Origin of the sequence: Paraburkholderia sp. CNPSo 3272, assembly GCF_024206495.1 — a bacterium.
GTDB lineage: Bacteria > Pseudomonadota > Gammaproteobacteria > Burkholderiales > Burkholderiaceae > Paraburkholderia.
Genome location: NZ_JAMBPQ010000029.1, coordinates 75,594 through 86,997 on the forward strand (window position 1 = coordinate 75,594; position 11,404 = coordinate 86,997).

Annotated in this window: 12 protein-coding genes; 2 read left to right on the forward strand and 10 right to left on the reverse strand. The window is 63.9% G+C overall.

Features of this window, described 5'->3' with window-relative positions; genetic code table 11:
- Positions 1-8 precede the first annotated feature (8 nt).
- From M3I53_RS27570 to M3I53_RS27580, 3 genes are all read right to left on the reverse strand, one after another.
- Positions 9-1,349 (reverse strand): HAMP domain-containing sensor histidine kinase, encoded by a 1,341-nt coding sequence (locus M3I53_RS27570; RefSeq protein WP_254319034.1) that lies wholly within the window; start codon positions 1,347-1,349, stop codon positions 9-11.
- A 74-nt stretch (positions 1,350-1,423) separates the two neighbouring features.
- Positions 1,424-1,909: a hypothetical protein gene (locus M3I53_RS27575; protein WP_254319035.1), complete on the reverse strand. Its 486-nt coding sequence runs from the start codon at positions 1,907-1,909 to the stop codon at positions 1,424-1,426.
- 247 nt (positions 1,910-2,156) lie between these two features.
- Positions 2,157-2,999, reverse strand: coding sequence for an alpha/beta fold hydrolase (locus M3I53_RS27580; protein WP_254319036.1), 843 nt, complete (start codon positions 2,997-2,999; stop codon positions 2,157-2,159).
- Between the two features lie 163 nt (positions 3,000-3,162).
- Here M3I53_RS27580 and M3I53_RS27585 point away from each other — a divergent pair, with 163 nt between their 5' ends.
- Positions 3,163-3,627 (forward strand): VOC family protein, encoded by a 465-nt coding sequence (locus M3I53_RS27585; protein ID WP_254319037.1) that lies wholly within the window; start codon positions 3,163-3,165, stop codon positions 3,625-3,627.
- A gap of 115 nt (positions 3,628-3,742) precedes the next feature.
- Here M3I53_RS27585 and gltA read toward each other — a convergent pair whose 3' ends face one another.
- The 7 genes from gltA to M3I53_RS27620 all read right to left on the reverse strand — a co-directional run bounded on the left by gltA (position 3,743) and on the right by M3I53_RS27620 (position 9,650).
- Entirely contained in the window at positions 3,743-5,044 is a 1,302-nt protein-coding gene (gene gltA / locus M3I53_RS27590; RefSeq protein WP_254319038.1) for a citrate synthase, read from the reverse strand.
- A 77-nt stretch (positions 5,045-5,121) separates the two neighbouring features.
- Positions 5,122-5,388: a succinate dehydrogenase assembly factor 2 gene (locus M3I53_RS27595; RefSeq protein ID WP_028202905.1), complete on the reverse strand. Its 267-nt coding sequence runs from the start codon at positions 5,386-5,388 to the stop codon at positions 5,122-5,124.
- A 15-nt stretch (positions 5,389-5,403) separates the two neighbouring features.
- A complete protein-coding gene (locus M3I53_RS27600; RefSeq protein ID WP_183606462.1) occupies positions 5,404-6,105 on the reverse strand; it encodes a succinate dehydrogenase iron-sulfur subunit in 702 nt (233 codons plus the stop codon).
- 28 nt (positions 6,106-6,133) lie between these two features.
- Positions 6,134-7,909 (reverse strand): succinate dehydrogenase flavoprotein subunit, encoded by a 1,776-nt coding sequence (sdhA, locus tag M3I53_RS27605; RefSeq protein WP_254319039.1) that lies wholly within the window; start codon positions 7,907-7,909, stop codon positions 6,134-6,136.
- A 4-nt stretch (positions 7,910-7,913) separates the two neighbouring features.
- Positions 7,914-8,282 (reverse strand): succinate dehydrogenase, hydrophobic membrane anchor protein, encoded by a 369-nt coding sequence (sdhD, locus tag M3I53_RS27610; protein WP_042273220.1) that lies wholly within the window; start codon positions 8,280-8,282, stop codon positions 7,914-7,916.
- 3 nt (positions 8,283-8,285) lie between these two features.
- Entirely contained in the window at positions 8,286-8,702 is a 417-nt protein-coding gene (sdhC, locus tag M3I53_RS27615) for a succinate dehydrogenase, cytochrome b556 subunit (RefSeq protein WP_133183855.1), read from the reverse strand.
- 150 nt (positions 8,703-8,852) lie between these two features.
- The gene (locus tag M3I53_RS27620; RefSeq protein ID WP_254319040.1) at positions 8,853-9,650 is read right to left on the reverse strand and encodes a GntR family transcriptional regulator; all 798 of its coding nucleotides are present in this window, start codon (positions 9,648-9,650) and stop codon (positions 8,853-8,855) included.
- Between the two features lie 603 nt (positions 9,651-10,253).
- Here M3I53_RS27620 and M3I53_RS27625 point away from each other — a divergent pair.
- Positions 10,254-11,240: a malate dehydrogenase gene (locus M3I53_RS27625; protein WP_254319041.1), complete on the forward strand. Its 987-nt coding sequence runs from the start codon at positions 10,254-10,256 to the stop codon at positions 11,238-11,240.
- Positions 11,241-11,404 lie beyond the last annotated feature (164 nt).

Consider the following 11,404-nt stretch of genomic DNA (forward strand, 5'->3'; position numbering starts at 1 on the left):
CGTGGCGCTCACGCGCGCGGCAATTCGATACGCGCGACGATGCCGCTTTGCCCGTCGCGCCGGTTCGCGAGCGTCACGCACCCGCGATAGCTGCGCGCCACCGCCTGCGCGATAGCGAGGCCGAGGCCGCTGCCGTGCGAGTCATGCTCACCGCGAGGGTCGCCCAGGTGACCGCCCGCGCGGAAAAACCGGTCGAACACGCGCGACAAATCGGCTTCGGCGATGCCGGGCCCGTTATCGGTCACGTCGATGACGACGCCCTCGTCCTCGCGGCGCACCGCCACGTCCACGTTCGCGCCTGCGTGGCTATAACGGATCGCGTTGTCCACGAGATTGCGCACGAGCACGCGCATATCGGTCCCGGTGGCGCGCACCGTCACATCGTCGAGGCGCGTCACGCCCAGATCGACACCGCGCGCATCGGCGAGCGGCAGCAGGTCGGCCAGCACGTCCGTGACGACTTGCGCGAGCGGCACCTCGGCCAGCACGCGCTGCGTGCTGCCGATTTCGACGCGCGCAAGGCCGAGCAGTTGCGAGACGAGCGCCCCGGTGCGCACGATGCCGCGACGCAGCTCGTCGAAGCGTTCCGGGTACTGTTCGGGCGGCGCATTGCGGAGGTTGTCGATTTGCAACTGCATCGCGGAGATCGGCGAGCGCAGTTCGTGCGCGGCATCGGCGATGAACATGCGCTCGGCATTCACTAGCAGGGAGAGGCGCTCGATCATGCGATTGATCGACTCGACGAAGGGCCGCAACTCGACGGGCGCCTGCCCCACCTCCAGCGGCTTGAGGTCGTGCAGATCGACCTTCGCCGCACGCCGCCCGATGCGCTCGAGCGGCCGCAGCGAAACTCGCACCGTCACCGCGATCGTGAGCGCGAGCAGCGGCAGCAGCGCGAGCACGGGCAGCAGGCTCCAGAACGCCACGCGCAAGGCGTTGCGATTGCGCATGCTGCGCGATTCGGCCACCTGAATGTATTCGTCGCCGGCGGCGAGTGCGAACACGTCCCAGGACTCGCCGTCATGTTCGACCGACGAGAAGCCGCTGGGCGCGCGCGGCAGCGCGATACGCGCATTGCTCGTGCGGTTCGGAACCGCGCCGTCGTCGGCGGACCAGATCTGCACGACGAAATTGTCCGCGGCTTCGCTGTCGCCGCTAGGCTCGATCGCGCGATGCGGCGCGCCGGTTTGCACGTGCGCGGCGGCGTCGCGCAGTGTCGTGTTGAACTCGGCGGCGAGACTGCGCACGACGAGGAAGGTGCCGAGCGCACCCAGCACGCCGACGAGGATCGCGAGCGTGCCGATCGCAATGCTCAGGCGGCGATGCAGGGAATGCGCGGCAAAAAACATGGAGCGTCTCGGGTAGGAAGGCGCGCTCCATCATAAAGGATTCGCCGTGCGCAAATCAGGCCGTGCGGTGCGTTTCAGCGATGCGAGCCGCCGTGCATGCCACCCGTGCCGCTCCAGACGCCGTCGTGGCCTCCGTGGAAGCCGCCATGAAATCCGGCGTGCATACCAGGCGCGGAATGCATATGCGGGCCGCCCGGAAAGATGTGATCCATGTGATGAAAGTGATGGAAGCGATCGACGAACACGAAGGAGCCGCCCACGAACACCGGCGGCCACCAGCCGTACCATGGCCCGGCGTACCAGGTCGTCGCGTCGGTCCATGCCACGGGGTAGACCTGCGTGCCGTCGTTACCCTGCACGATCTGCCAGGTGCCGTCGGGCTGCAGGCAAGCGAGGCCGCTGATCACCTGCGGCGCGCCGTCGATCTCGGCAGTGCCGGTAACGGTGCGGCAGTCGGGCGGCGGGTAATACGATGCGTCCGCGGCCTGCTGCGACGCGACCGGCGTCGTGCAGGCGCCCAGCAGACAGGCCAGCGCAGTGAAGGCGAGAAGTTTGCGCATGATGTCGCCCCTCTCGACGGTCCGGCCTCGCGGCGCGCGGGCTGCGCGCCTTGGCCGTGAAGACTCCATCGGTACGCCTGGCACGCGGCGCGCGCGTTGGCTCGCACTTGCCGCGTGTCATCTACAGAACGTGCAGCGCAGGGGCGCTATTCCTTTGCGCCCGGGTGTGAACGGCCGGACCCTGATTACGACTTGTATCCGCGACTTGTATCCGCGACCTGTTTCCGCCAGTTGGCCGCGTCGCGTTTCAGGCCTGCCAATGCGTTGCGAACGCGCGGATATCGTCGTTCACACGCGCGGCGTGGTTGAAGTACATGCCATGCGTGCCGCCCTCATACACCTTCAGCGTCGCGTGTTCGAGCGCGGCCGCCGTCGGGCGTCCGGTAATCTCGAGGGGCGCCGAAGCATCGCAGTCGCCGTGCAGCACGAGTGCCGGCACGTCGATCGCGGCCAGTTCGCGGCGAAAGTCGGTGACCATCTGTACGCGCGACAGTTGCGCCGCGCCGTAGAGCGACGTGTCGAGCATCATGTCGGCCGTCCACTGAATGACTGCATGCGAAGTACCGGGGCTGAAGTAAGCTTCGGCGCGCCGCGAGATCCAGTCGGGAAACGACGTGAGCATCTCTTCGATGGACGCTTCGAAAAGGCTCGCGTCGAGCCCGCCGGGATTGTCAGCACTCTTGAGCAAGCACGGCGTCGACGCCGGCGAAACCAGCACGATGGCCGCCACGCGGCGCGAGCCGTAGCGGCTCAAATACCGCACGATCTCGCCGCTCGCGAGCGAATGGCCGACCAGCGTGACTCGCTCCAGACCTCGGGCAGCGAGTACGGCTTCGAGATCGTCGGCGAGCGTGTCGTAGTCGTAGCCGCGGCCCGGGTCGCTGGAGCGGCCATGCCCGCGCCGGTCGTATGCAACGCAGCGAAAACCCGCGGCCGCGAGCGGTGCGCACTGGTAGTTCCACATGTCGGCGTTGAGCGTCCAGCCTGAGAGAAACACAAGCGGTGCGCCGTCGCCCCAGTCGCGATAGTGCAGCGCGGTATCGTCGTCGATGCGGATGTAGCCGGGTTGGCGGGCGTTGAAAGTTGCCATGGTCGTCGCTCCTTGCGGGTGGGGTGTGCCGATGAGCGACATCGTCGTCGATGCCGTGCGGGCTGACGATTACGTCGGAGGTAATGGCCGCGCGTGAGCGCGCTGCGCGCAGTCGCACCAGGCCGGTGCTAGATTCGTCACACGTACTGCCCAGGAGACAAGCATGAGCAACACCTCGCCGCGCCCGGCCTTTGGGTCTGCCATCTACTATCGCGATCCGTTCGCCGCGCTCGACTGGCTCGAAAAAGCGTTCGGCTTCACGCGCCAGTTCGTCGTCACGTCGGCGGACGGCAAACTCGGTCACTCGGAAATGCGCTTCGAAGACGGCTACGTGATGATCTGCGGCGGTTGGCCCGGCATGCCCTACTCGAGCCCGGCCGATGTGGAAGGCAGGAACACGCAAACCGTGCACGTGCAGTTGAAAAGCGGCCTCGACGCCCATTGCGAGCGCGCCCGCGCCGCTGGTGCGAAGATCATCCGGGAGCCGGCGGACCAGTTCTACGGCGACCGCATTTATGCAGCGAGCGACCCCGAAGGCCACGTGTGGAGCTTCGGCGAAACGGTGCGCGAGGTCACGCGCGAAGAAGCGGAAGCGGCGAGCGGGCTGAAGATCGACGGCTGGATTTGAGCGCGGCCGCGGCCTCAAATAAAAAACGCCCCGACGGGCGATAACCCGTCGGGGCGCTTGCACGAGAGCTTGCACGCGGCGCGCCATCGGGCGCGCGGCGTGGCAGCGAAACTGCTTAGCGTTGCGAGATCGGCAACGCTTCGCGCGGCGTTTCGCCGATGAACAGCTGACGCGGACGGCCGATCTTCTGCTCCGGGTCGGCGATCATTTCGTTCCACTGCGCAATCCAGCCAACCGTACGCGCCATCGCGAAGATACACGTGAACATCGAGGTCGGGATGCCCAGCGCGCGCTGCACGATGCCCGAATAGAAGTCGACGTTCGGGTAGAGCTTGCGCGACACGAAGTATTCGTCTTCCAGCGCGATCTTTTCGAGCTGCATGGCGAGCTTGAAGAGCGGATCGTCGTGCAGACCGAGTTCGTTCAGCACTTCGTAGCACGTTTCGCGCATGAGCTTCGCACGCGGGTCGTAGTTCTTGTACACGCGGTGGCCGAAGCCCATCAGCTTCACGCCCGAGTTCTTGTCCTTCACCTGCTTGATGAACTCAGGAATCTTGTCCGGCGAGCCGATTTCTTCCAGCATGTTCAGTGCGGCTTCGTTCGCACCACCGTGCGCCGGGCCCCACAGACAGGCGATACCTGCGGCGATACACGCGAACGGGTTCGCACCCGACGAACCGGCCAGACGCACGGTAGACGTCGAAGCGTTCTGTTCGTGGTCGGCGTGCAGGATGAGAATGCGGTCGAGCGCGCGCACGAGCACGTCGTTGACCTTGTACTCTTCGCACGGGTTCGAGAACATCATGCGCATGAAGTTCGCGCTGTACGACAGATTGTTCTGCGGATACACGAACGGCTGGCCGATCGAGTACTTGTACGCCATGGCGACGAGCGTCGGCAGCTTCGCGATCATGCGGATCGCCGAAACTTCGCGGTGCTTCGCGTTGTTGATGTCGAGCGAGTCGTGATAGAACGCCGACAGCGCGCCGACTGCGGCGACCAGAATCGCCATCGGGTGCGCATCGCGACGGAAGCCACGGAAGAAGAACTGCATTTGCTCGTGAACCATCGTGTGCTGCGTGACGGTCTTCACGAACTCGTCCTTCTGTGCCGCGTTCGGCAGTTCGCCGCGGTACAGCAGGTAGCAGGTTTCGAGGAAGTCGGCGTTTTGCGCGAGGTTGTCGATCGGGTAGCCGCGGTAGAGCAGTTCGCCCTTGTCCCCGTCGATGTACGTGATCGCCGAGTTGCACGACGCCGTCGACATGAAGCCCGGGTCATACGTGAACTTGCCGGTCTGACCGTACAGTTTGCGGATGTCGATCACATCCGGGCCCATCGTGCCCTTGTAGATCGGCAGTTCGACGCTCGGCGAATTATCGCTGAACGATAGCGTGGCTTTTACATCAGACGGGGTCATAGCACATCCTCAATCGAAGATAAACGGGATTCGATAGTTTTGACGTCCGGCGCGGCGCCTCCATATTGCCGCCGCGCTCAGACGTTCCGAAGCAGCTCCAGCACCCGCTTCACGTCCGGGTCGGCAAGGTCGCCTTCTGGTTCCTTGCGCGCGAGCAGCAAGTCCATCAGGTCGTTATCGCTCAGCTCGAGCAGGCGCGTGAGAGCGCCCACGTCGGCGTCGCTGAGTTCATGCTCATAGCGCTCGAAAAACCGCTCAAAAATCAGATCATTTTCGAGCAGGCCGCGCCGCGCGCGCCAGCGAAGGCGCGCGCGGCGATGAGGGTCAGACTGGTGCGATTCCATTTCAGAACAGCAGCATCAAACCGCGCGGCGGAACATCAGTTCCTTGATCTTGCCGATCGCCTTCGTCGGGTTCAGGCCCTTCGGGCAAACGTCGACGCAGTTCATGATCGTATGGCAACGGAACAGACGGTACGGGTCCTCGAGGTTGTCGAGGCGCTCGCCGGTCGCTTCGTCACGGCTGTCCGCGATGAAGCGGTAAGCCTGCAGCAGACCTGCCGGGCCGACGAACTTGTCCGGGTTCCACCAGAAGCTCGGGCACGAAGTCGAGCAGCTTGCGCACAGAATACACTCGTACAGGCCATCGAGTTCGTCACGCTGCTCAGGCGACTGCAGACGCTCCTTCTCGGGCGGCGGCGTGTCGTTGATCAGGTACGGCTTGATCGAGTGGTACTGGTTGAAGAACTGCGTGAAGTCGCAAATCAGGTCGCGCACGACGGGCAGGCCCGGCAGCGGACGCAGCACGATCTTCGCCGGCAGGTCGTTCAGGTTCGTGAGGCACGCGAGGCCGTTCTTGCCGTTGATGTTCATGGCGTCGGAACCGCACACGCCTTCACGGCACGAGCGGCGGAACGACAGCGTTTCGTCCAGTTCCTTGAGCTTGACCAGCGCGTCGAGCAACATGCGCTCGTGCGTGATTTCCAGCTCGTACGTTTGCATGCGCGGCGCCGCGTCCTTGTCCGGGTCGTAGCGATAGACTTCAAAAATGCGTTTGGCCATTTCCAATTCCTTTTGACTGGCGTGTGCCTTAGAACGTACGCGCCTTCGGCGGCACGGACTCGACGGTCAGCGGTTGCATGTGGACCGGCTTGTATTCGAGTCGGTCGCCTTCGCTGAACCAGAGCGTATGGCGCAGCCAGTTTTCGTCGTCGCGGTGTTCGAAGTCGCTCTGTGCGTGCGCACCACGGCTTTCCTTACGGGCTTCAGCCGAAACCATCGTTGCGCGTGCAACTTCGACCAGGTTCGCCACTTCGAGCGCTTCCACGCGCGCCGTGTTGAAGACCTTCGACTTGTCCTTCAGGTGGATGTGCTTCGCGCGCTCGGCGATCTGCGCGATGTCCTGCACGCCGTCTGCGAGCAGCTTCGAGGTGCGGAACACGCCTGCATGCTTCTGCATCGAGCCGCGGATGTCGTTCGCAACGCTTTGCGCGTACTCGCCCGAGGTCGACTTGTCGAGCTCGGCAAGGCGCGAGAGAGCGAAGTCGGCGGCGTCGGCCGGCAGCGGCTTGTGGTCCTTGAGCTCCTTGACGTGCTTGACGATGTGGTTGCCAGCCGCACGGCCGAACACCACGAGGTCGAGCAGAGAGTTCGTGCCCAGACGGTTCGCGCCGTGCACCGACACGCACGAGCATTCGCCCACGGCGTAGAAGCCGTTGACGACTTCTTCGTGACCCTTCGGCGTGCCAACCACCTGCCCGTTGATGTTCGTCGGGATGCCGCCCATCTGGTAGTGGATGGTCGGCACGACCGGGATCGGCTCCTTGATACAGTCCACGTTCGCGAACTTGAGCGCGATTTCGCGGATCGACGGCAGACGCTTCATGATCGTCTCGGCGCCGATGTGCGAAAGGTCGAGCAGCACGTGGTCCTTGTGCGGACCCACGCCGCGGCCTTCCTTGATTTCCTGGTCCATCGAACGCGAAACGAAGTCGCGCGGCGCCAGGTCCTTCAGGGTCGGCGCGTAACGCTCCATGAAGCGCTCGCCGTTCGAGTTACGCAGAATGCCGCCTTCGCCGCGCACGCCTTCCGTGATCAGCACGCCCGCGCCGGCCACGCCGGTCGGGTGGAACTGCCAGAACTCCATGTCCTGCAGCGCGATGCCCGAACGGGCCGCCATGCCAAGGCCGTCACCCGTGTTGATGAACGCGTTGGTCGATGCCGCGAAGATCCGGCCCGCACCGCCCGTGGCGAACAGCGTGGTCTTGCCTTCGAGGATGTAGACGTCGCCCGTTTCCATTTCGAGCGCGGTCACGCCGAGCACGTCGCCGTCGGCGTCGCGGATCAGGTCGAGCGCCATCCATTCGACGAAGAACGTGGTCTTCGCCGCGACGTTCTGCTGGTACAGCGTGTGCAGCAGCGCGTGGCCGGTACGGTCAGCAGCAGCACAGGCGCGCTGAACCGGCTTTTCGCCGTAGTTGGCCGTGTGGCCGCCGAACGGGCGCTGATAAATCGTGCCGTCGGCGTTACGGTCGAACGGCATGCCCATGTGTTCGAGCTCATACACGGCGTTCGGCGCTTCACGGCACATGAACTCGATGGCGTCCTGGTCGCCGAGCCAGTCGGAGCCCTTGATCGTGTCGTAGAAGTGGTAGTGCCAGTTGTCTTCGCTCATGTTGCCGAGCGAGGCGCCGATGCCGCCCTGGGCCGCGACCGTATGCGAACGCGTGGGGAACACCTTCGAGAGCACGCAAACCGACAGGCCAGCGCGCGCGAGTTGCAGCGAAGCGCGCATCCCCGAGCCGCCAGCACCGACGATGACCACGTCGAACTTGCGACGCGGCAATGAATTCTTGATTGCAGCCATTCTTTTACACTCTCCAGAGAATCTGAGCGGCGTAGCCGAGGCTGCCCAGCAGCCATGCGATCGTGAGGACGTCCAGCGTGATGCGCAGGCCGACCGGCTTGATGTAGTCCATCCAGATGTCACGCACGCCGACCCACGCGTGCAGGAACAGCGCGATCAGGGTGACGAACGTCGCGAGCTTCATCCACTGCGCGGCGAAGATCGAGGCCCAGCCGTCATACGAGAAGTCGTGCGCGCCGAAGAACAGGACGAGCAGCACGATCGTGTAGATCGCCATGATCACGGCGGTGGCGCGTTGCGCGATCCAGTCGCGAATGCCGTAGTGAGCGCCGACGACAAGGCGCTTCGGACCGATACCGTTATTAGCCGACATTTTTTAGAACGCTCCGAAGAGTTTTGCCGCAAAGGCGATCGTGAGGACCGTGGAGATGATCACGACGACGAGGGAGGTCGACTTGCCTTTTTCCTTGCTCACGAGGCCATGGTTGAAGTCCATGCACAGGTGACGCACGCCAGCGCAGAAGTGAAACAGGAACGCCCATCCGAGGACCAGCACGATGAGCTTGACGATGATGTTGGAGAGGAAGCCCTTGAATACCTCGAAGCTAAGCTCCGAAGTGAGGCTCTGGTCCAACAGGAACAAGATGAAAGGCAGGAACAGGAACAACAACACACCGCTGATGCGGTGGCCGATCGACACACGACCGGCCAGAGGCAGGCGGTATGCGAACAATATCTGCCCAAGCCCGATGTTCCGGTATTCCGGCCTCGGTTTTTTTGCGGCTTCTGCCATGCTAGACCCCTACTATGTGTTAACACTAATTCGCAATTTTAGCGCCTTTTTATATCGCGCTGCAGCGAAATCCACGTCGGGTACGGCTGGTGGTGCGCGCAAGCAAAGGCACTCTGGGGAAGGGCTCCGCGCCTTTCGCGCGGCCGCCCGTCAACTCAAATCATTCTGATAGTAGTACCCGGTTGTGACATACCATCCGCGGCGCACCTCGACCGGCCGGTCTCCATAGGTATAGGACACGCGCTCGACCGACAGCAAAGGAAAACCTGCGGGCACCTTGAGAAGATCGGCCACCGTGGGCTCCGCGGCCACGGCGCGGATCTTCTCGGTCGCACGAATCATGCGCGTGCCGAATTCCGCCTCGAACATGGCGTAGAGCGGGCCTTTGTACTCGGCGAGGCGCTCGCTCGTGAGCCCGCGGAACACGCCGCCGGGCAGCCAGATCTCGTCGAGCACGGTGCTCTCGCCGTCGAACTGCAGCAGACGCCGGATCAGCACCACCGGGTCCGAGGGCTTCAGGTCGAGCTGGCGCGCGATCTCGGCCGAAGCGCGCAGGCGCCGGCACTCGAGCAGCTTGCTCACGTGCGGGTGTTCCGCGCCGTCATCGGCGAGTAATCTGAGAAAGCGAAACTGGGCGCGTTCTTCGTTGTGCGTCGCAACAAACGTGCCCTTGCCCTGGCGGCGCACCAGCAGATTGTCGGCAGCCAGCTCGTCGATCGCCTTGCGCACGGTCCCCTGGCTCACCTTGTAGCGGGCGGCAAGTTCGACTTCGCTGGGAATGATTTCGCCGGGCTTCCATTCGCCGGACTCGAGGCTCTGTGTAATGAGCCCCTTGATCTGCTGGTACAGCGGACTGAAGGTCGGGGACGGCGGAGCCGCGGGCGCAGACGCTTGAGCCCCGCTCTCGGGAGCGGTGGAATTCGCGTTGCTGGCCGGGTTTGCACTCATGGCGCGCATTTCAACATAAAGCCCCCTACGCATCAAGCATTTTGCCCGCAATAGTTATGTCTTATATAAGACATAAGATACTGTTGACTTTGACCCTGACGACTCCTACACTCCCGATCGAGCAAGGGTTTGCGGGCGAGCCGCATGCTAATTTTCAGGACATGAAAGGGGCATGACGAAGAGGCGCCGCCGGCTGCATCCACCTCGTGGCGAATGCGCCGCGAGCCGCCTTGCACGATGCTGTTCCCTCACGCAGTAAACGCAGTAAAGGTTTCGATCCGCCCAGCCGGCACGCGTGAGTCGTTGCGCGCCGCGCGTCTGTGGGAGAGCCCGAGCGAGCTGTTGCAGGAGTCGGCACACGCGAAGCGGCCAGCGTCTGGTGTCCCTCGAAGGGCGCCCCGTTCATCTCTTGCCCTGTTGCACAGGTTACCGGCACGGCGGTCCGTGGCGGCGGCGCACGCTTCACGGCTTGTCAGTCATGGTCGTTCCAGTGAAGCGCGCACGCCGGCGATAAAGACCGCCTGTTTCACCTACGCTTCGTGTATCGCGCATATAGAATGGCGTTTTACCCTGGCGTCTAACGCATCTTCCTGGAGATTTTCAATGGCTAAGCCCGCAAAGCGCGTTGCCGTCACCGGCGCCGCAGGTCAGATCGCTTACTCCCTGCTGTTCCGCATTGCGAATGGCGACCTGCTCGGCAAGGATCAGCCCGTCATCCTGCAACTGCTCGACCTGCCGCAAGCGCAAGCCGCCGTCAAGGGCGTCGTGATGGAACTGGACGATTGCGCATTCCCGCTGCTCGCGGGCGTTGTCATCACCGACGACCCGAAGGTCGCGTTCAAGGACGCCGACGTCGCCCTGCTGGTTGGCGCACGTCCGCGCTCGAAGGGCATGGAGCGTAAGGACCTGCTCTCGGCCAACGCCGAAATCTTCACGGTTCAGGGCAAGGCGCTGAACGACGTCGCCAGCCGCGACGTGAAGGTGCTGGTCGTCGGCAACCCGGCCAACACGAACGCCTACATCGCCATGAAGTCGGCTCCGGACCTGCCGAAGAAGAACTTCACCGCCATGCTGCGTCTGGATCACAACCGCGCGCTCTCGCAACTGGCCGCCAAGTCGGGCAAGCCGGTCGCTTCGATCGAGAAGCTCGCCGTGTGGGGCAACCACTCGCCGACGATGTATCCCGACTTCCGTTTCGCCACCGTCGACGGCCAGTCGCTCAACGCGCTGATCAACGACGACGAATGGAACCGCAACACGTTCATCCCGACGGTCGGCAAGCGCGGCGCGGCGATCATCGAAGCGCGCGGCCTCTCGTCGGCAGCGTCGGCCGCCAACGCAGCGATCGACCACGTGCGTGACTGGGTCCTGGGCACGAACGGCAAGTGGGTCACGATGGGTATCCCGTCGGACGGCTCGTACGGCATTCCCGAAGACATCATCTACGGCGTGCCGGTGACCTGCGAAAACGGCGAATACAAGCGCGTGGAAGGCCTCGAAATCGACGCGTTCTCGCGCGAGAAGATGGACGGCACGCTGGGCGAGCTGCTCGAAGAGCGCGAAGGCGTGGCTCACCTGCTCGGCAAGTAAGCCAGCTGTACGAACGGAACGCGCGTTTGACGCCCGTTCCGTTCTGCTTTATGGGCACGCGGGGCAGCCTCCGCAACCCGGCCTGAGCGGCCCGCGTTCATCGGGGCCGCCCTCGGCGGGCCCGGCTATGCGCCCCAGCCTGGGCGGCCCCCCCTCGGCGGGCC

What these genes read in the sequence shown, in the direction of transcription:
- gltA (WP_254319038.1), bottom strand. Translation starts at nt 5,044, where the DNA reads ATGACCCCGTCTGATGTAAAAGCCACGCTATCGTTCAGCGATAATTCG.
- sdhA (WP_254319039.1), bottom strand. Translation starts at nt 7,909, where the DNA reads ATGGCTGCAATCAAGAATTCATTGCCGCGTCGCAAGTTCGACGTGGTC.
- M3I53_RS27620 (WP_254319040.1), bottom strand. Translation starts at nt 9,650, where the DNA reads ATGAGTGCAAACCCGGCCAGCAACGCGAATTCCACCGCTCCCGAGAGC.
- M3I53_RS27585 (WP_254319037.1), top strand. Translation starts at nt 3,163, where the DNA reads ATGAGCAACACCTCGCCGCGCCCGGCCTTTGGGTCTGCCATCTACTAT.
- M3I53_RS27580 (WP_254319036.1), bottom strand. Translation starts at nt 2,999, where the DNA reads ATGGCAACTTTCAACGCCCGCCAACCCGGCTACATCCGCATCGACGAC.
- M3I53_RS27600 (WP_183606462.1), bottom strand. Translation starts at nt 6,105, where the DNA reads ATGGCCAAACGCATTTTTGAAGTCTATCGCTACGACCCGGACAAGGAC.
- sdhC (WP_133183855.1), bottom strand. Translation starts at nt 8,702, where the DNA reads ATGGCAGAAGCCGCAAAAAAACCGAGGCCGGAATACCGGAACATCGGG.
- M3I53_RS27575 (WP_254319035.1), bottom strand. Translation starts at nt 1,909, where the DNA reads ATGCGCAAACTTCTCGCCTTCACTGCGCTGGCCTGTCTGCTGGGCGCC.
- M3I53_RS27595 (WP_028202905.1), bottom strand. Translation starts at nt 5,388, where the DNA reads ATGGAATCGCACCAGTCTGACCCTCATCGCCGCGCGCGCCTTCGCTGG.
- M3I53_RS27625 (WP_254319041.1), top strand. Translation starts at nt 10,254, where the DNA reads ATGGCTAAGCCCGCAAAGCGCGTTGCCGTCACCGGCGCCGCAGGTCAG.
- sdhD (WP_042273220.1), bottom strand. Translation starts at nt 8,282, where the DNA reads ATGTCGGCTAATAACGGTATCGGTCCGAAGCGCCTTGTCGTCGGCGCT.
- M3I53_RS27570 (WP_254319034.1), bottom strand. Translation starts at nt 1,349, where the DNA reads ATGTTTTTTGCCGCGCATTCCCTGCATCGCCGCCTGAGCATTGCGATC.